General features: G+C 55.8%; 15 protein-coding genes. 9 read left to right on the top strand and 6 right to left on the bottom strand.

Annotation, left to right across the window (positions count from 1 at the left end; genetic code table 11):
• The first annotated feature begins 11 nt into the window (after window positions 1–11).
• From paaZ to N2K86_RS10230, 4 genes are all read left to right on the top strand, one after another.
• Entirely contained in the window at window positions 12–2,054 is a 2,043-nt protein-coding gene (paaZ, locus tag N2K86_RS10245; protein ID WP_260661406.1) for a phenylacetic acid degradation bifunctional protein PaaZ, read from the top strand.
• Between the two features lie 202 nt (window positions 2,055–2,256).
• Window positions 2,257–4,533: a primary-amine oxidase gene (gene tynA / locus N2K86_RS10240; protein ID WP_260661405.1), complete on the top strand. Its 2,277-nt coding sequence runs from the start codon at window positions 2,257–2,259 to the stop codon at window positions 4,531–4,533.
• Window positions 4,534–4,701: 168 nt separating this feature from the next.
• Entirely contained in the window at window positions 4,702–6,675 is a 1,974-nt protein-coding gene (locus N2K86_RS10235) for an alkyl/aryl-sulfatase (protein WP_260661404.1), read from the top strand.
• Between the two features lie 73 nt (window positions 6,676–6,748).
• The gene (locus N2K86_RS10230) at window positions 6,749–7,855 is read left to right on the top strand and encodes a GGDEF domain-containing protein (protein WP_260661403.1); all 1,107 of its coding nucleotides are present in this window, start codon (window positions 6,749–6,751) and stop codon (window positions 7,853–7,855) included.
• An 82-nt stretch (window positions 7,856–7,937) separates the two neighbouring features.
• Here the strand turns inward: N2K86_RS10230 and N2K86_RS10225 are convergent, their stop codons facing one another.
• Window positions 7,938–9,437: an aldehyde dehydrogenase family protein gene (locus N2K86_RS10225; protein ID WP_260661402.1), complete on the bottom strand. Its 1,500-nt coding sequence runs from the start codon at window positions 9,435–9,437 to the stop codon at window positions 7,938–7,940.
• A 241-nt stretch (window positions 9,438–9,678) separates the two neighbouring features.
• On the opposite strand from N2K86_RS10225, the gene feaR reads away from it, so the two are divergent.
• Window positions 9,679–10,587, top strand: coding sequence for a transcriptional regulator FeaR (gene feaR, locus N2K86_RS10220; RefSeq protein WP_260661401.1), 909 nt, complete (start codon window positions 9,679–9,681; stop codon window positions 10,585–10,587).
• Here feaR and N2K86_RS10215 read toward each other — a convergent pair whose 3' ends face one another.
• The 3 genes from N2K86_RS10215 to N2K86_RS10205 are packed head-to-tail and all read right to left on the bottom strand — an operon-like array spanning window position 10,588 to window position 13,743.
• Window positions 10,588–10,908 carry a YdbL family protein gene (locus N2K86_RS10215; protein WP_260661400.1) on the bottom strand — a complete coding sequence of 107 codons (321 nt, stop codon included), beginning with the start codon at window positions 10,906–10,908 and terminating at the stop codon, window positions 10,588–10,590.
• A 7-nt stretch (window positions 10,909–10,915) separates the two neighbouring features.
• Entirely contained in the window at window positions 10,916–11,107 is a 192-nt protein-coding gene (locus tag N2K86_RS10210) for a YnbE family lipoprotein (RefSeq protein ID WP_010430706.1), read from the bottom strand.
• Window positions 11,104–13,743, bottom strand: coding sequence for a YdbH family protein (locus N2K86_RS10205; protein WP_260661399.1), 2,640 nt, complete (start codon window positions 13,741–13,743; stop codon window positions 11,104–11,106). The genes N2K86_RS10210 and N2K86_RS10205 overlap by 4 nt, the downstream gene beginning before the upstream one ends.
• Before the next feature lie 210 nt (window positions 13,744–13,953).
• Here N2K86_RS10205 and N2K86_RS10200 point away from each other — a divergent pair, with 210 nt between their 5' ends.
• Window positions 13,954–14,943, top strand: a complete 990-nt coding sequence (locus N2K86_RS10200; protein WP_260661398.1) for a 2-hydroxyacid dehydrogenase — start codon at window positions 13,954–13,956, stop codon at window positions 14,941–14,943.
• Between the two features lie 18 nt (window positions 14,944–14,961).
• Here the strand turns inward: N2K86_RS10200 and N2K86_RS10195 are convergent, their stop codons facing one another.
• Window positions 14,962–15,090, bottom strand: coding sequence for a hypothetical protein (locus N2K86_RS10195; RefSeq protein WP_260661755.1), 129 nt, complete (start codon window positions 15,088–15,090; stop codon window positions 14,962–14,964).
• A 455-nt stretch (window positions 15,091–15,545) separates the two neighbouring features.
• Between N2K86_RS10195 and N2K86_RS10190 the strand changes: the two genes are divergently transcribed.
• Together N2K86_RS10190 and uspF are read left to right on the top strand one after the other, a co-directional pair.
• Window positions 15,546–16,217 (top strand): MgtC family protein, encoded by a 672-nt coding sequence (locus N2K86_RS10190; protein ID WP_260661397.1) that lies wholly within the window; start codon window positions 15,546–15,548, stop codon window positions 16,215–16,217.
• Window positions 16,218–16,473: 256 nt separating this feature from the next.
• Complete coding sequence (gene uspF, locus N2K86_RS10185; RefSeq protein WP_260661396.1) at window positions 16,474–16,908, top strand: universal stress protein UspF; 435 nt, start codon at window positions 16,474–16,476, stop codon at window positions 16,906–16,908.
• An 88-nt stretch (window positions 16,909–16,996) separates the two neighbouring features.
• On the opposite strand, the gene dcp is transcribed toward uspF, so the two are convergent.
• Window positions 16,997–19,030 (bottom strand): peptidyl-dipeptidase Dcp, encoded by a 2,034-nt coding sequence (gene dcp, locus N2K86_RS10180; protein ID WP_260661395.1) that lies wholly within the window; start codon window positions 19,028–19,030, stop codon window positions 16,997–16,999.
• Window positions 19,031–19,173: 143 nt separating this feature from the next.
• Here dcp and ydfG point away from each other — a divergent pair, with 143 nt between their 5' ends.
• Window positions 19,174–19,920: a bifunctional NADP-dependent 3-hydroxy acid dehydrogenase/3-hydroxypropionate dehydrogenase YdfG gene (gene ydfG, locus N2K86_RS10175; protein ID WP_211445753.1), complete on the top strand. Its 747-nt coding sequence runs from the start codon at window positions 19,174–19,176 to the stop codon at window positions 19,918–19,920.
• Window positions 19,921–19,990: the final 70 nt, after the last annotated feature.

The following is a 19,990-nucleotide window of genomic DNA, read 5'->3' as shown; positions in this document are numbered from 1 at the left end:
GGAGATAAGCGATGCAGCAGTTAGCCAGCTTCTTATCCGGTACCTGGCAGTCTGGCCGGGGCCGCGAACGCACTATTCATCACGCCATCAGTGGCGAAGCGCTGTGGAGCGTGACCAGCGAAGGGCTGGACATGGCGGCCGCCCGTCGCTATGCGATTGAGCGCGGCGGTGAAGCACTTCACGAGATGACCTTTATCGAACGTGCGGCCATGCTGAAGGCGGTGGCAAAGCACCTGCTTGGCGAGAAAGAGACGTTCTATGCGTTATCAGCCCAGACGGGCGCGACGAAGGCGGACAGCTGGGTCGATATTGAAGGCGGCATCGGCACCCTTTTCACTTACGCAAGCCTGGGCAGCCGCGAGCTGCCGGATGACACGCTATGGCCGGAAGATGAGTTAATCGCGCTGTCGAAAGAAGGCGGCTTTGCGGCGCGCCACGTCCTGACCTCAAGATCCGGCGTGGCGGTGCACATCAACGCCTTTAACTTCCCCTGCTGGGGGATGCTGGAAAAGCTGGCCCCGACCTGGCTTGCCGGGATGCCCGCCATCATCAAACCCGCTACCGCTACCGCACAGGTGACACAGGCGATGGTGAAATCCATCGTGGACAGCGGACTGGTGCCGGACGGTGCCATCAGCCTGATCTGCGGCGGCGCGGGCGATCTGCTGAACCAGCTCGACAGCCAGGACGTGGTGACCTTTACCGGCTCCGCCAGTACCGGGCAAAGCCTGCGCGTGCATCCGAATATTGTCGCGAATTCGATTCCGTTCACCATGGAAGCCGACTCCCTGAACTGCTGCGTGCTGGGGGATGACGTCACGCCGGAACAGCCGGAATTTGCCCTGTTCATCCGGGAAGTCGTCCGTGAGATGACCGCTAAAGCCGGGCAAAAATGTACGGCCATTCGTCGGATTATCGTCCCGCAAAACCAAATTGACGCGGTTAGCCAGGCGCTGATTGTCCGCCTGGAAAAGGTGGTGGTTGGCGACCCGGCGCAGGAAGGGGTGAAGATGGGTGCGCTGGTCAACGCCGAACAGCGTGCGGACGTGCAGGAGAAAGTGGAGCAGCTGATCGCCGCAGGCTGTGAGATCCGTCTGGGCGGCAAAGCGAATTTGCAGGCCGCGGGGGCGTTCTTCCCTCCGACCCTGCTGTTCTGCCCGCAGCCGGACGAAACCCCAGCCGTCCACTCTACCGAAGCTTTCGGCCCGGTTGCAACGCTGATGCCGTATCGCAACGCACACCACGCGATGCAGCTTGCCCGCGCGGGCGGCGGCAGCCTGGCGGGTACGCTGGTCACCGCGGACCTGGGGATTGCCCGCCAGTTTATTGTCGGTGCGGCGCGCGCCCACGGGCGTATTCAGATCCTTAACGAGGAATCAGCAAAAGAGTCTACCGGCCACGGCTCCCCGCTTCCTCAGCTGGTGCACGGCGGCCCGGGGCGCGCGGGCGGCGGCGAAGAGCTGGGCGGCCTGCGCGCGGTGAAGCACTACCTGCAGCGCACCGCGATCCAGGGCAGTCCGACGATGCTGGCCGCCATTGGCAAACAGTGGGTGCGTGGCGCAGCGGTGCAGGAAGATCGCGTGCATCCGTTCCGCAAATATTTTGAGGAGCTACAGCCTGGCGACAGCCTGCTGACGCCGCGCCGAACCCTGACGGAAGCAGACATCGTGAACTTTGCCTGCCTGAGCGGCGACCACTTCTACGCCCATATGGACAAAATCGGTGCGGCAGAGTCGATCTTCGGCGAGCGCGTCGTGCACGGCTACTTCCTGATATCCGCCGCGGCGGGACTCTTTGTTGATGCGGGCGTTGGGCCTGTCATTGCCAACTACGGCATGGAAAACCTGCGCTTTATCGAGCCGGTTAAACCGGGCGATACCATTCAGGTGCGCCTGACCTGCAAGCGTAAAACGCTGAAGAAACAGCGTACCGCCGAGGAAAAACCGACGGGCGTGGTGGAGTGGGCCGTTGAGATCTTCAACCAGCACCAGCAGGCCGTGGCGCTCTACTCCATCCTGACGCTGGTGGCGCGCCAGCGGGGTGATTTCAGCTAACGTCCCCTCACCTTGACCCTCTCCCCAACGGGGAGAGGGGATTGCTCTGCACGACTCTGTGATTTATCCCCGCTCTTTTTTTAACCTGGCAAGACCAACAAATAACCTGGCAGATGCAGGCAAACGCTTTTCTCAGGCGCCTGTCAGGATAAGGCTGTCACAACACAATAAACCCTAAAAACACAACAAGATGAGGTCTACGATGGGAAGCAATTCTTCTTTTTCTGCCCGTAGAACGGCGCTGGCCATGGCCGTTGCGCTGTGTTGCGCCTGGCAATCCCCTGTTTTCGCCCACGGCAGTGAGGCGCATATGGTTCCGATGGACAAAACGCTGCAGGACTTTGGCGCGGACGTTCAGTGGGATGATTACGCACAGATGTTCACCATTGCGAAAGACGGTGCCTTTGTGAAGGTCAAACCGGGCGCAAAAACCGCCATCGTCAACGGTAAAATCCTCAAGCTCGAGGTGCCGGTGGTGATGAAAGGCAAAAAAGCCTTTATCTCTGAGACCTTCATCAACGACGTTTTCCAGTCCGGCCTCGATCAAACCTTCCAGGTTGAAAAACGCCCTCATCCGCTAAACGCGCTAACGGCGGACGAAATTAAGCAAGCCGTTGAGATTGTGAAAACCTCGGCGGATTTTAAACCCAATACCCGCTTTACCCAGATCGCCCTTGCAGAGCCGGAGAAAGCCAAAGTGTGGGACTTTGTGCTCAACGGTACGGCAGTAAATGCCCCTCGTCAGGCGAAGATCGTCATGCTCGATGGAAAGCACGTTATCGAAAGCATGGTGGACCTGAAGGATAAAAAAATTCTGCGCTGGGAGCCGGTAAAAGACGCGCACGGGATGGTGCTGTTGGATGACTTCGCCACGGTACAGCAGATCATCAACGAGAGCACCGAGTTTGCCGAAGTGCTGAAAAAGCGCGGTATCACCGATACGAAGAAAGTGATTACCACCCCGCTGACCGTCGGCTATTTCGACGGCAAGGACGGCCTGAAGCAGGAAGATCGCCTGCTGAAGGTGGTGAGCTATCTGGACGTTGGGGACGGCAACTACTGGGCGCACCCGATTGAGAACCTGGTGGCGGTTGTCGATCTTGAGCAGAAGAAAATTCAGAAGATCGAAGAAGGCCCGGTCATCCCTGTTCCGCTCACCCCGCGCCCGTATGACGGCCGCGACCGGGTAGAAACGGTGAAAAAACCCCTGGAGATCGTCGAGCCGGAAGGCAAGAACTACACCATCACCGGCGATATGGTGCACTGGCAGAACTGGGATTTCCACCTGAGCCTGGATTCCCGCGTGGGCCCGATGATTTCAACCGTCACCTATAACGACAACGGCAAAAAACGCCAGATTATGTATCAGGGGTCACTCGGCGGCATGATCGTTCCTTACGGCGATCCGGACGTGGGCTGGTACTTTAAAGCCTATCTCGATTCCGGCGACTATGGTATGGGCACCCTGACCTCACCGCTGGTGCGAGGTAAAGACGTGCCGTCCAACGCCGTGATGCTCAATGAAACCATCCCGGATTACACCGGCGCGCCGATGGAGATCCCGCGCGCAATCGCCATTTTCGAACGCTATGCGGGCCCGGAGTATAAGCATCAGGAGATGGGCCAGCCGAACGTCAGCACCGAACGTCGTGAACTGGTGGTGCGCTGGGTCAGTACCGTGGGCAACTACGATTACATCTTCGACTGGGTATTCCATGAAAATGGCACCATCGGCATTGACGCCGGCGCGACGGGTATCGAAGCGGTGAAAGGCGTTCAGGCGAAAACCATGCACGATGCCACCGCCAAAGACGATACAAAATACGGCACGCTGATCGACCATAACATCGTGGGCACCACGCACCAGCACATCTATAACTTCCGTCTTGATATGGACGTGGACGGCATTAACAACAAGCTGGTTGCCATGGATCCGGAAGTGAAGCCGAATACCGCCGGTGGCCCGCGCACCAGTACCATGCAGGTGAATCAGTACGACATTGACACCGAACAGCAGGCGGCGCAGAAGTTCGACCCGGGCACGATTCGCCTGCTGAGCAACACCAGTAAGGAGAACCGCATGGGCAACCCGGTCTCGTACCAGATCATCCCTTACGCGGGCGGCACACACCCGGTGGCGACCGGCGCGAAATTTGCTCCGGACGAGTGGATCTACCATCGCCTGAGCTTTATGGACAAACAGCTGTGGGTAACGCGCTACCATCCGGATGAGTTGTACCCGGAAGGCAAATTCCCGAACCGCTCCATCCATGACACGGGCCTCGGACAGTACAGCAAGGATAACGAGTCGCTGAACGACCAGGATGACGTGGTGTGGATGACCACCGGCACCACCCACGTCGCTCGCGCGGAAGAGTGGCCGATTATGCCGACGGAATGGGTGCATACCCTGCTTAAACCGTGGAACTTCTTCGACGAGACGCCAACGCTCGGGAAGAAGAAAGACGAACAGAAATAAATAACGCACCGGGCGCAATGCCCGGTTTTTCATCTATTTACTTGCTGAATACCTCTCCACGATTATAGTTATTTCTACCGCATTTTTTTCATTTCATTTTTTGAATCACTTTCTGCCAGGACGCAAACTTTCCACACGCGACGTAATACATCATCGAGAGGTTTTAGGATGAAATTCAATTTGATCGTCAGGAGTCTTGCTCTGGCTGGACTTTTTATTTCTGTTAGTTCCGCGTATGCCGCAGAAGCCCCGAAGGATGCCACGGCCGCCACGCAACAGGCCAATAACGCCCTGTTTAATCAGCTTCCCTTCTCCGACAACACCGATTTTACGGACGCCCATAAAGGCTTTATTGCGCCTCTTCCTCAGGACATTATCAAAGGGGAACAAGGCAATGTTATCTGGGATCCACAGCAATATTCGTTTATTAAAGAAGGCGATAAAGCACCGGACTCCGTTAATCCCAGCTTATGGCGTCAATCTCAGCTGATTAATATTAGCGGCCTGTTTGAAGTGACCGATGGCGTATATCAGATACGAAATCTTGACCTGTCAAATATGACCATCATTGAAGGGAAAGAAGGTATTACCGTGGTTGACCCTCTGGTGTCGGCAGAAACGGCGAAGGTCGGGATGGATCTTTATTTTAAAAATCGCGGCAAGAAACCGGTCGTCGCCATTATTTATACCCACAGCCACGTTGACCACTATGGCGGCGTGCGCGGCGTGGTGGATGAAGCCGACGTGAAGTCCGGCAAGGTGAAAATCTACGCGCCTGCCGGGTTTATGGAGGCGGCCGTTGCCGAGAACATCATGGCGGGTAACGTCATGAGCCGCCGCGCCAGCTATATGTATGGCAACCTCCTGAAGCCAGATGCCAAAGGCCAGGTGGGCGCGGGCCTGGGTACGACCACCTCCGCCGGGACGGTGACGCTGATTGCCCCGACCAACATCATTGAAAAGGATGGGCAGAAAGAGGTCATCGACGGCCTGACTTACGATTTTATGCTCGCACCGGGCTCCGAAGCGCCATCCGAAATGCTCTGGTACATCGAAGAGAAAAAACTGATTGAATCCGCTGAGGATGTTACCCATACCCTGCACAACACCTACTCGCTGCGCGGGGCCAAAATCCGCGAGCCGCTGCCGTGGTCGAAATACATCAACCAGGCGATTGTACGCTGGGGTGACAAAGCCGAAATCATCATGGCACAGCACCACTGGCCGACCTGGGGCAACGAAAACGTGGTCAAGCTGCTGAAAAGCCAGCGTGACCTCTATCGTTACATCAACGACCAGACGCTGCGTATGGCGAACGAGGGGCTGACGCGCGACGAAATCGCCGCTAACTTCAAACTCCCGGATTCACTGGCGCATACCTGGGCTAACCGCGGCTATTACGGCTCGGTAAGCCATGACGTGAAAGCCACCTATGTGCTGTATTTGGGCTGGTTTGACGGCAACCCGGCGACGCTGGACGAACTGCCGCCTGAAGAAGGCGCGAAGAAATTCGTGGAGTATATGGGCGGCGCGGATGCCATCCTGAGCAAAGCGAAAACCGACTTCGACCAGGGGAACTACCGCTGGGTGGCGCAGGTAGTAAGTAAAGTGGTCTTTGCCGATCCGAACAACCAGGCGGCGCGCAACCTGGAAGCGGATGCGCTGGAACAGCTTGGTTATCAGGCTGAATCCGGCCCGTGGCGTAACTTCTACCTGACCGGCGCGCAGGAATTGCGTAACGGCGTGGTGAAAGGTCCAACGCCGAATACCGCCAGCCCGGACACAGTACGGGCGATGACGCCGGAGATGTTCTTTGACTACCTTGCCGTCCACATCAACGGACAAAAAGCAGGTGACGCCAAATCGGTATTTAACATCGATCTTGGCAGCGATGGCGGGAAATACAAACTCGAGCTGGAAAACGGCGTGCTGAACCACACGGCAAACGCGGAGGCGAAGGACGCAGACGCTACCCTCACCCTTAACCGCAACACGCTGAACAAAATTATCCTCAAAGAAGTGACGCTCAAACAGGCCGAACAGAGCGGCGACGTGAAACTCACCGGTGACGGCGCTAAACTGGATTCAATGCTTGGATATATGGATAAATTTGATTTCTGGTTTAACATTGTGACACCGTAACGGTCAGCGTGCATCAGGGGCGGAATATCCGCCCTTTTTTATATCCGTGTCACACGTAATGGAAATGGCTTCAATGGAAAAAAGACACAACACCACGCCAGAGTTGGCTACCTGGCCCTCACGCAAATCGATGGTGCTTCACGGACTGGAAACGAACTTGTCCTGGCTGGCGTTTGTTAATTTTAGCTTTGCGCTGATGGTCCTGCTGCGCAATGTCCTTTTCGGCAGCATTGATAACCTTTTACACATCGAACCGCATCTCCGGTTTATGATTGATGCCTCGATGCTGGGCGTGATCATTCTGTCAGCGGCGCTAACGCTGATGGCCTGGCGTCATATCGCGGGTATCAGCGTGGTTCTCTTTATCTGCAGCGTGCTCTGGTCGCTCTGTTGTTACTGGTTCATCCACGACGTACACCTTCCTCACCCCTGGCCGATTTTTGTCACCCTACTGATGGCCGGAATGACGGCGCTCTATTTTCATCCTGTAGGTCTGGTGTCCTTTGTTCTGCCACTCTGGCTTACCATGCCCGTTGCCAGTATGGTGCAGAATGCGGGGATCAACGTTCGCTTTGTTGGATTGTGGATCGTTTTTACGCTCATTCTCATTTTTGGGCGTTTCATCCTGCTGAGCTGGTTTGAAGAGGCCTGGCGCCGCAACCAGCAAAACCAGCTGCTGATCTCCAGACTGGATGCACTGGCGCATCAGGATCCCTTAACAAAAACGGCCAACCGCCGGGCGATGGAACTGGTGCTGGAAAATGCGGTTGAGCAGGGAAAAGCCTTTACCCTGATTATGCTGGATGTCGACTACTTTAAACGCTACAACGATACCTATGGCCATCAGGCCGGAGATGAGTGCCTGACTCGCGTGGCTGAAGTGCTTAAAAAATCTGTAAGAACGCCTGATGATGTGGTGTCACGCTACGGCGGTGAGGAGTTCGTGGTGATCCTCTTCAATTGCCCGGAAAACATCGCTGAAAAGGTTGCCTTACGCATTCAGGACGGCCTGCGCGCGGAGTCCATACCGCACAGCGCGTCAATCGTTAGCGACCATGTCACCGTGAGCATGGGGATTGCGGGCATGGCGGAGGGGTTAGCGGGCACCGAGGTCATCGCCCGCGCCGATGCGGCGCTGTATCGGGCGAAGGAGGCCGGGCGGGATCGGTGGTCGCTTTGAATAACGCCGGGTGGCGCTGCGCTTACCCGGCCTACTCGATCCTGTAGGCCGGGTAAGGCGTAGCCGCCACCCGGCTTGTTTTTTAATACCGAACACAAACCGACTTGGTCTCGCACCAGCCGTCCAGCCAGTCCGGACCAAAGTCACGCCCTGTCCCGGACTGCTTCATGCCGCCGAACGGCAGATTGGCGTCGATCAGCGTATGGCTGTTCACCCACACGGTTCCCGCCTGAAGCCTGTCAGTATATTCCAGCGCTTTGCTGATGTTCTGCGTCCAGACGCTGGCCGTCAGGCCATATTCGGTGTCGTTTGCCAGCTGGAGCGCCTCCTCGGCATCGGACACGCGCATCAGATTAACCACCGGGCCAAACACCTCTTCGCGGGTCAGCCGCAGCGCGGCATCCGGGTTCACCACCAGCGTCGGCGATACGTAATACCCCTTGCCGTCCGGACCGCGATTGCCGGTGATAAGCTCTGCGTTGCGTGCCGTCGCCTCATCGAGGAAGGTCTGCACCTTGTCGCAGTGCGCACGCGACACCAGCGGGTTGATAAACGCTTCCGGCGACATGCCCGGCCCGACGCTCAGGGATTTCACCGCTTGCTCAAACCCGCTCACCAGCGTGTCGAACAGCGGCGCTTCAATGTAGATACGCGAGCTTGCCGCGCAGACCTGCCCCTGATTCAGGAAGCTGCCGGTCATCAGGCCTTCTATCACCCACGCAGGGTCTGCATCTTTCAACACGATGGCCGGGTTTTTGCCGCCCAGCTCCAGGGTAACGCCCGTCAACGTATCCGCCGCCGCGCGCGCAATCTGTTTCCCCGTCGCGGTCGAGCCGGTGAAACTCACTTTCGCAATATGCGGATGCGAGGTTAACGCTGCGCCACATACCGCGCCGCTCCCGGTCACCACGTTGAACACGCCATCCGGAATACCCGCCTCACTCGCTAACTCCGCAACGCGCAGCAAGGTGAGCGGCGTGGTCTCAGAAGGTTTAATGACGATAGAACAGCCCGCCGCCAGCGCTGGCATCACTTTCCACATGCCGATCATCAGCGGGAAGTTCCACGGCACAATCCCGGCCACGACGCCAACCGGCTCTTTGCGCGTCCACGCCTGGTAGCGTGCGCCCTGAGGCAATGGAATCGAGAGATCGAGGGTTTTCCCCGCAATCTTGGTGGTCAGCCCGGCGGTATAGCGCATCCAGTTTAGGGTACAGCCCACTTCAAAGGCGCGGGAAATATTGATCGATTTTCCCTGCTCCAGCGTTTCCAGCTGCGCCAGTTCCTCGCTGTGCTGCTCGACCAGATCGGCAAAACGCAGCAAGATGCGTTCACGCTCTGCCGGAAGTTTTCCTGCCCAGCTGCGAGCGACAAAGGCCCGCCAGCCCGACATCACTGCACGATCCACATCATCGACGCTGGCATCCGCGGTTGAGGCAATCACCTCTCCCGTCGCCGGGTTGTAAACGTTCAGGCGCTTTTCGCTATCGGACGCAACCTGACGCCCTTCAATCCACAAGCCGTGGTGGTGATCCAAAAAACGCTGGACCTCGGGCAGGACGGCTACCTGTGATTCAGACATAGGGTACTCCTTCGTTATTCTTCGCAGGGTGTCAATGCAGTCTACGAAGGGTTTCGCATTCGCGCTTTTGTCTGTGTGACATTCGCTTTGCCACCTGTGACAGGCTCCGCAAAACATGATAATTACCGCTTATAACGCTGTTACCGGTGAGTGTTCTTTCCTATAGTCAGCCTCATGGCTCTGACAAATTGCAACACAAATGCAACAATGAGAAAACATTGACGGTGTGGCGAGATAAACGATGGCATGTGCGAGCGAACAGGAAAAGTATCAGCAGTGGCTGGCGCAAATTAACCAGGTTTGCGGACGGTTTGACGCTCGCCCGTTAGAGGGCACATTCACTGGCGAACTGGAAACCAGCTACGCAAGAAGCCTGAAGCTCAGCACCGTGACCGCAGGCAACGTCAACCTGTTCCGTACCCGCCGGGAAATTAAAAACAGTAACGATGCCTGGTTCTACGCCGTGTTTCAGCTTGAAGGCGGTGCAGAGATTGAACAGGATGACCGACGTTCCATTCTCAATACCGGCGATATCACGCTCATCGACGCGTCGCGACCCTGCTCCATCTCCTGGCAGGATACATCCCGCCAGATTTCACTGCTCGTGCCGCGTCAAATCATTGAGCAACAGTGTCGTTTTCAGGAGGTAAGCTGCGCGCTGACGCTTTCGCGTAGCCTGCCGACCGTACAGCTGAGCCATCGCCTGTTGCAGGAGAGTATGGGGAATGCGGAGCTGAGCGACAGGGAGAGTGAAGCGGCGCTGGAGGCAATGGTCTGCCTGCTCCGCCCGGCGTTTCAGCAACGTGACGTCGTCCAGCCGCGAAAGGAACGCCAGTTCCAGCACGTCCTCTCACTGATTGACGATCATATTCAGTCTGATGCCCTGCGTCCGGAGTGGATCGCCACAGAGAGCGGGATGTCGGTACGTAGCCTGTACCGCATGTTTGCCGATAAAGGGCTGGTCGTGGCGCAGTACATCAAGAACCGCCGCCTGGACCTTTGCGCACAGGTGTTGCGCTCCGCCAGCGATGATGAAAAGCTGGCGGGGATCGGCTACAGCTGGGGCTTTGCCGATCACAGCCATTTTTCAACGGCGTTTAAGCAGCGTTTTGGCGTGTCTCCGGGAGAGTATCGCAAGCGCTTCCGCTGATCACTTCTTCAACCATTTACCGTTAATGCCCTTCACGTATTCACCCGGCTGCGCGCGGGCAACCAGCTTTTGCCCCGCCATTTTTGCCACTTCATCTACGGGTAAGTTATTGCTGTCGGCCAGCTGCTGATAGCTTTCCGTGCGCGCCGCGTTAATGCGGCTAACCAGCGCCAGCGTTTCGGCATCGTGTTTGATCGGCGCGATATAGCCGCTCAGGGTTTCCCCTACTCGCCCCTGTACACGAGCGTCATTCAGGGTAAGCGTTGCCGCCTGCACGTGCATTCCCAGCGCCAGTAAAATGAGAGCTAACGTTCGTTTCATGGCGTCCTCAGAACAGATCGCTGCGCGATTTCAGCAGGGTTTCAACGTCTTTATCGACCTTAATATGGATCTCGTGTTCGATTTTGACGTTCATGTTGATGGTAATCGGCTCCTTTGGCGCAGCGACTTCAATGCGCGGCGTACAGCCTGTCATCAGCGCGGCAACGGCAACGGTGAGCACACCAGCCATCTTTTTCATTGTTGTTCCTCACTTTCCTTGCCAGTCAAACTGCGGAGACCCGGTATCGCCGCATGTTGCTCAAACCATGTTTGCAGGTTGTCTCCAAAGCGCAGGCTGCGCCAGAGGGTAAAAACGTTCTCTTCATGGGTGTAGTTCAGGTTCACGGAACTGCTTTTGCCATCAACACGGCTGGTTCCTTTAATGGTCGCCTGCAGCGTTAATACCCCCAGATTATCTACATTCAGTTTTGTCCACGATTGTGAAATTTCCATATAGCGTAACCAGTTAATCGCCGCCCCTGCGACCATATTGTCTTTCACAATGGCATCAGCCGTGTCTTTGTCGATACGCAGCGTCATCGGCCCCGGGTTGGTCAGCCAGCCATCTTTGATGATCCATTTTTCATTGTCCAGCCAGAACGGTAGCGCACCGCTGACCGGCCCGGACATCGCAAACTGTTTCGGATTGACGGCGCTGATCAGCTCGCTGGACGAGATATTGTCCACGCGCAGCAATGCCGGATCGTGCTGCGGCATCCTCAACTGCTGCATGGTGATTTTCCCGCCCAGCACCTCAACCTTGACGTTGGTGAGCAACAGCGGGTTCTCCTCGCTCCAGGGGTAGTCCCCCTGCAAATCCGCCGTGATATTCCTCGCCGTGACCAGGTTTTGCACCTCACCAATACGCAGTGTGACCGGCCCGCGCGTACCCAGCGACCATGTGCCTTCGCTAAAACGGAACGGCAGGACAAAGTCGATACCGTTAATCTGGTTATCCGGCATCCAGACGCTGCCGGATTTCAGCACCCCGTGACCGCCCGCTTCAAAGCCTTGACCGGCCGCAGCCGAGAAGGCAACCTGGGCATACAGTTCGCCGTCGTGCAGCGTCATTTTCCAGTCTGGTGGGATCAGCGGCTGGAACACGGTGAGCGACTGTTTCGGCCACCAGGCCTGACCACGAAGGCGTTCGCCGTCCCAGCGTCCATTGACCTGTACCGGACCAATTTTGTCGGCGTGGAGGTCGCCCTTAAACTGAAAGAGTGTCGGATCGGTGCCGTCAACGCTGAAGCTCAGTACCGAAGGCGGCAGTACGCTTCCGCCGGAGAACGTCGTTTGTCCGGCATTCAGCGCCAGAGCGCCGCTGAAGGAGGGTTTAGCCGGATCGCGGTTCCAGCGAACGGGGGTATCCAGTACCAGGCGCGGTTCGCCTACCGTCATGGTGCCGTACTGGAGTTTATCGAAGCCGGTCGAGAGTTCGGTTAACTCAATCAGCGCGTCGCGCCACTCGCCTTTACCGGCGACATCCCAGCGCGCGTGCATTGGCGTAAAGCTCCCTTTACCCCAGTAGCGCCACTGCCACAGGCCATTATCAGGTAAAAAGTCGTTGGCCTGACCGTCCAGGTGCAGTTCGAAATCGCCCATTTCATTTTCATGCGCGCGCAGAATAGCCTGAAGGCGGCCATCTACGCCTTTTTGCGTGAGCTTCACACCCGCCAGCGGCCAGCGGATTTCATCAATATCCAGCGAATCGATAATGCGACCGCGCGAACGCAATAGCGCGCCGGGTTCAAAGGAAAGCTGCGGATCGTTGAGGCTTCCGGTCAGTTTGGCCGGGAGTTTGGCGTAGAGGATAAGATCGTTTTGTTTCGCCTCGCCGCTCAAATACAGCGGCATATCGCTATTTTCCATGCTAAGCGAACCCGGACCGATATTCAGCACCGCATTACCTTTGCCCGCATCGCCCTGCGTTAACACATTCAGACGCCCGGAAACGGTGGCTTTTTCCAGCCCCTGCTGCCAGTTATCAATACGCAGGCCAACCCGCCCGCTCAGCGGCAGGCCGGGCAGCGCCCAGTTCCAGCGTCCGTCGCTGATAGTCAGCTGTTCGGCCGTAATCTGCCACGGCAGGTCGAGCAGCGGATCGGGATTGTCCCGCGCCATCACCACCAGTTGCCCCTGATTGTCTTCCCAGTCCAGATCGGCATCGACCAGAGAGGTCAACTGTGGCACGTTAAAGGTTGCAACGGCGTGGCCTTTCACCGGTACGCCGTCCGGCACCAGCGGCAGGGTAAATGTCCCGACCAGTTTTACCGGCTGCGGCTGGTCTGGAAGGTGAATATCGAACTGACTGACAGAGAGGGTCTGCCCCCGTAACTGGCCTTTAATGCTTACCTGCTCGCCTTTATAGGTGATTTCCTGACTTGCAGGAGTGAGTGACGCATGAAGTTCACCCTCCCACTGCTGCCAGGGGGCAAGAGAAAGACGATGCACCGTCAGCCAGGTATTCGGTAACACCGCCTGCCACTGGGCCAGCGTTTTGGGTGCCACCGTCGACGGCGCAGATTGAGGGAGTTTGCTGAGGCAGGCGGAGTTAAGCTCAAGGGTGCCTACATCAAGCTTCCAGCGGCTTGGGTGTGACAACGTCACGTTATCGATGCGAGCAATTTCACACTCATCCACCAGATAACGAAGATCGGGGATCACCAGCGCATGACGGGTGAGTTTTGGGCTTTCCTCGAAAGCGATACGCGTTCCGACGGGGAGCCAGATCCCGGCGAGCGTTGGCACCCACTGGGCGAGCGTCATCAGCAGCGTCAGCGGCACCAAAATCAACAGCAGTAAAAGCGCAATTGCGGCTTTGTATTTACCCTTCATGGGCAGTTAATATCCTGATTTAGCGAAAGAATTAAGCCGACATTGCCGATCATTGTCGCATGTTTAGCCAGTCAGTTGAAGTCAATGCCTTTTTTAAGGATAGATGTTCTAGAATAATTGATAGAACTTATTGAATTCAATAATATTTTAGAAATTGTAAGATTATTTTAATCATGCTAACGTGAATGCAAAATCACTGGAGAAAGTCTTATGAAACTCGCGGTATATAGCACAAAGCAGTACGACAAAAAGTATCTGCAACATGTTAACGAGGCTTACGGGTTTGACCTTGAATTTTTCGACTTTCTGCTGTCCGAAAAAACCGCCAAAACGGCGCACGGCTGTGAAGGCGTCTGCATTTTTGTGAACGATGATGGCAGTCGTCCGGTGCTGGAAGAGCTGAAAAAGCAAGGGGTTAAGTATATCGCCCTGCGCTGTGCGGGCTTCAATAACGTGGACCTCGACGCGGCGAAGGAGCTGGGTCTGAAGGTGGTGCGCGTGCCGGCGTATTCCCCGGAAGCGGTCGCGGAACATGCGATTGGCATGATGATGTCGCTCAACCGTCGTATTCACCGCGCCTATCAGCGCACCCGTGACGCCAACTTCTCGCTGGAAGGACTGACCGGCTTTACCATGTACGGCAAAACCGCAGGCGTGATCGGCACCGGTAAAATTGGCGTGGCTGCCCTGCGGATTCTGAAAGGCTTCGGCATGCGTCTGCTGGCATTCGATCCGTATCCAAGCGCCGCAGCGCTGGATCTGGGCGTGGAGTACGTCGACCTGCCGACGCTGTTCTCCCAGTCCGACGTGATCTCCCTGCACTGTCCGCTGACGCCGGAAAACTACCACCTGCTTAATCAGGCGGCGTTTGACCAAATGAAAGATGGCGTAATGATCATCAACACCAGCCGCGGCGGGCTGGTTGACTCTCAGGCCGCTATCGAAGCGCTGAAGACCCAGAAAATTGGCGCGCTGGGGATGGACGTGTATGAGAATGAGCGCGATCTGTTCTTTGAAGACAAGTCTAATGATGTGATTCAGGACGACGTGTTCCGCCGCCTGTCCGCCTGCCATAACGTGCTGTTTACCGGGCACCAGGCATTTCTGACTGCCGAAGCGCTGATCAGTATTTCGGAAACCACGCTGGGGAATCTGCAGCAGCTGGAAAAAGGTGAAGCCTCCCCTAACGAGCTGGCTTAAACGTTTCGCCGGGTGGGGCTATGCCTCACCCGGCGCGGTCCAGTGGCGTTCGGTCAGAAAAATACCGAGAAAAGGCTCCAGGCCATCGCGAACATCCGCAATGAAAAAACGTGTCAGGCATAACGTCCGCAGCGAACGAAGAGACATGCTTCCTGCCTTTGTCTGTTATCGCCTGTAAAAAAAGAAATGCATTATATCGGGTATTTTAGAAAATCAGATGACGTATTAAAAACATTCCTTTCGAACTTAAACAATTCATAACGGACGTTGTTTTTTCACTTTACTCATTATCGGCCCTGACTATACTGGCAATAAATTTTCTCAGGAGTCCTTCGTTGGAAAGTTATTTTATCGTCGATACGAAGGTAAGCTGACGCGATTTTCTCGCTGCTTACCTTAACGGTGGGCAGCAATCCTCTTGACGTGATTGCATCCATAACATTCAGAACAACCAAATTTGTGGAGCAACGCGATGTTCATGTTTAATCATTCACTCTTTCCACCACCCTCGCGCTGACATGCTTTGCGTTTTAACGGCGTCATACTGTGCTTAGTGAAGCGCTGACGCTTATCGTTTAATCATGTTAACAGGCGACAGGCTGATGTTCCCTTATATCTCTCATCTGCTCGCAGCGATGCTGCTGGGCGCAATTATCGGCGCGGAAAGACAGTGGCGCCAGCGTATGGCCGGGCTTCGTACCAATGCACTGGTTGCCACGGGCGCGGCCGTGTTTATTTTAAGTTCAGTATCGACCTCCCCCGATAGTCCGGGCCGTATTGCAGCGCAGATAGTGTCCGGCATCGGCTTTCTTGGCGCAGGCGTTATTATGCGCGAAGGAATGAATATTCGGGGTCTTAATACCGCCGCGACGCTGTGGTGTTCGGCCGGAATTGGCGTGTTATGCGGCTTAGGCCAATTCTGGAATGCCGGCATGGCCAGCGTGATTATTCTGTGCGCCAACATCTTGCTTCGCGAAGCTGCGCAGCGGATTAATCAACTGCCCGCGCTCCATGAAGGCGAAAAATGTTATGTCCTTAAAATCACCTGTAATGACGAGCATGAAGATGCGGTACGGCAGAATATTGTCAACATGGCGAAAGAGTTGACGTTAAGCCTGAAAGCCATTTATTGCGATGCGGCGCAAGCAGAAGGAAAAACCGAAATACGGGCCGAGGTAATGACCCGTGAGGAATACCGGAAATTACTTGAGCTGATTATGGGTAATATTGGCGGAAATAAAATTATGGCATCCGTAAGCTGTCACGCAATATGAACCAGATACCGGGCCTTGCGCCCGGTTGAGGCTTTGCCGTTTTGCTGAAAACAGACCGTGAGGCAGAGAGATTCATCCCAGGATGCCCCTTTTCGTGAAACGTTCGTCGTCACGCCACATTGAGGAGATCACAGTCATGTTCGACTGCACGAATATCACATAACCGAAATTTGTACCCATTATGACAGCTTGCTCGCTGTTTTCCTGAAATTAACGGTCTAACCTGAATTGTGTGAAAAACACTCAGGAGGGACAAATGTATAACTCAATTTTAGTTCCAATTGACATTTCTGAGGATAGCCTGACAAACATGGTTATCCCCTTCGTTCAGGCACATACCGCACTTAACACAGCTAAGGTTCACTTTCTTACTGTTATTCCATCGCTTCCGTATTATTCATCATTAGGTTTGGCCTACTCCGTAGAAATGCCGAAGATGAAAGAGTTTCAGCACGCGGCCTTAGCGAAACTGGATGAAATCGTTAAACAATTCAAAATCCCTGCAGACAAAATACAGACGCATGCCGTCACGGGGTCCCCAAAGGATCAGATCCTTAAGCTCGCTGAGACGATCGGCGCAGATCTGATTATCATCGCCTCCCACAAACCTGACATATCGACGTATCTGTTGGGTTCGAACGCTGCGGCAGTGGTGCGGCATGCGAAATGCCCTGTCCTGGTCGTAAGATAGAAAGCGGCGTTTACATTTATGGATACGAACGGATAGCGGATAACAAAAACCGGGCGAGAAGCCCGGTTTTTTTCTGACGAGACTGACGCTATTCGCTCAACCCGCGATTTTCCAGCATCGGTTCAATCCTCGGATCGTGCCCACGCCACTGGCGATAAAGTTCAGCTAAATCAGTGCTGTTCCCGCGCGACAAAATCGCCTCGCGGAATTTCTGTCCGTTTTCGCGAGTCAAACCACCCTGCTCAACAAACCACTGATAGCCATCGTCCGCCAGCATTTGCGTCCACAAATAAGCGTAATAGCCTGCAGCGTAGCCGCCGCCGAAGATATGCGCAAAATAGCTGCTGCGGTAGCGCGGCGGGACGGCGGGCAGGTCCAGCCCCTCTTTTTTCAACGCTTCCGCTTCAAAAGCGTCAACGCTCGAAACGGCTTCGCTAATCCCGTGCCAGTTCATGTCCAACAGTGCCGCACTCAGCAGTTCCGTCATGTCGTACCCTTTATTGAACTGGGTCGCAGTAAGCATTTTATCGCGCAGCGCGTCCGGCATCGGCTCATTGGTTTCATAGTGACGCGCATAGTGGGCAAAGACCTGCGGATGGCTGGCCCAGTGCTCGTTGATCTGCGACGGGAACTCGACGAAATCACGCGGGGTATTTGTCCCGGAGAGCGTGGCGTAGCGCTGGCTGGCAAAGAGTCCGTGCAGGGTATGACCAAATTCGTGGAACAGGGTTATCACATCATCCCAGGAGAGAAGCGCGATACCGCCATTCGCCGGTTTTTGGTAGTTACAGACGTTGTAGATAACCGGACGGGAAGCAAACTCGAAGGATTGCTCGACGAAATTCCCCATCCATGCCCCACCCTGCTTGGAATCGCGGGCGAAGAAATCACCGTAGAACAGCGCCATGCCTTCACCGGAGTGGTCGAAAATCTCCCACACCCGCACGTCGGGATGATAAACAGGAATATCAAAACGCTCGACAAAACGGATGCCAAACAGCTGGCTGGTGGCCCAGAACACGCCGTCGTGCAGTACGGTGTTCAGTGCAAAGTACGGCTTGATTTGCGATTCATCCAGCGCGTATTTCCCGAGGCGCACGCGCTCGGCATAAAATGCCCAGTCCCAGGCCTGCACGGCGAAACCACCCTGCTCGTCATCAATCACGTTCTGAATATCGGCCTGCTCGCGCTCTGCACGCGCACGCGCGGCTGGCACTATTCCGCGCATAAAGGCCAGTGCGGCGTCGGGCGTTTTCGCCATCTGGTCGGCAGTGCTCCAGCTGGCGTAATCCTTGAACCCCAGCAGCCGGGCCTGTCGGGCGCGCAGCGTCGTCAAACGGAGGATCAGCTCGCGAGTGTCGTTTTCATCCCCTTTCTGGGTGCGCGTCCAGCCAGCGTTAAACAGGTTTTCGCGCGTCTGACGATTGCGCAGCGCTGATAGCGCGGGTTGCTGAGTGGTGTTCAGAAGCGGGATGAGCCAGCGATCGTTTAGCCCCTTCTCCGCGGCGGCCTGCGCGGCAGTAGCGATCTCATCTGCGCTAAGTCCCTCAAGCTGATGCGCGTAATCCACCACCAGCCCACCCGCTTTATTGGCAGCCAGCAGGCGCTGATTAAACTGGCTGGTCAGGGAGGCCGCCTCGGTATTCAGCGCCTTCAGCTCGGCTTTTTCCGTTTCATTCAGGCGCGCACCGGCCAGAATAAACCGCTGGTACGTCTCCTCGACCAGACGACGAGATTCAGCGTCCAGCGCAGCACGATCCTGCCAGACGCTCTCCACGCGGGCGAAAAGGGTCTCACTCAACCAGATATCGTTCGCCAGCGCGGCAAGTTCGGTAGAGAACTGCTCCTCCAGCGCCTGCAGGTACGCATTGGTGTGCGCGGAGGCCAAGGCGAAGAATACGCTGTTGACGCGGGAGAGCATGGCGCCGCTTTTCTCCAGCGCCAGCACGGTGTTAGTGAAGTCTGGCGCAGCGGTCTGGGCAACAATGGCAGCAATGTCCGCTCGCTTCTGGCGAAGCGCTTCATCGAATGCCGGGCGATAATGGCTATCGTTAATCTCATCAAAACGCGGCGCCTGATAAGGCAACAGGCTAATGTCAAAAAAAGGGTTATTGGCCGACATCTTTCACTCCTGAGAACGGTATATCTCCCCAGAGTAGGACAGGCAGCCCCGGTCTGCAATGACGTCATACAAATGTTGCCTTAACGGCGCGCCTTAGAGCGTGCTATGTTAATACAACACAAAAAGCGTTGAGGAACAGTGAGATGATTATTTTAGTTACCGGGGCGACAGCGGGTTTTGGTGAAAGCATCACGCGTCGCTTCGTCGCCAACGGACACAAGGTGATTGCGACCGGTCGCCGTCAGGAGCGCCTGCAGGAGCTGAAAGACGAATTAGGCGACAGCATCCTGACCGCACAGCTGGACGTGCGTAACCGCGCGGCTATTGAAGAGATGATTGCTAATCTGCCAGCAGAATGGCGCGCCATCGACGTGCTGGTTAACAATGCCGGTCTGGCGCTGGGCATGGAGCCCGCCCACAAAGCCAGCGTTGAAGACTGGGAAAACATGATCGACACCAACAACAAAGGGCTGGTGTATATGACCCGCGCCGTGCTGCCGGGTATGGTCGAGCGCAACCGCGGTCACATCATCAACATCGGCTCGACTGCCGGGAGCTGGCCTTACGCGGGCGGCAACGTCTATGGCGCGACGAAAGCGTTTGTGCGTCAGTTCAGCCTTAACCTGCGCACCGACCTGCACGGCACCGCCATTCGCGTCACCGATATCGAGCCAGGTCTGGTGGGTGGGACCGAGTTCTCGAACGTGCGTTTTAAAGGCGATGACGCGAAAGCGGACAAAACTTACGAAAACGCCAATGCCCTGACGCCAGAAGACATTACTGAAACCGTCTGGTGGGTGGCGACGCTGCCAAAACACGTCAACATCAACACCGTTGAAATGATGCCAGTCAGCCAGAGCTTTGCCGGACTTAGCGTCCATAGAGGCTAATTACGCCCTTCCCGGCCTGCGGGCCGGGTATGTGATGGCTGGCAAAAGAATGGTAGTATGTTCAGGTTAA

Source organism: Enterobacter mori (genome assembly GCF_025244905.1).
Classification (GTDB): domain Bacteria; phylum Pseudomonadota; class Gammaproteobacteria; order Enterobacterales; family Enterobacteriaceae; genus Enterobacter; species Enterobacter mori_A.
This window is presented reverse-complemented; position numbering and strand designations above follow the sequence as displayed.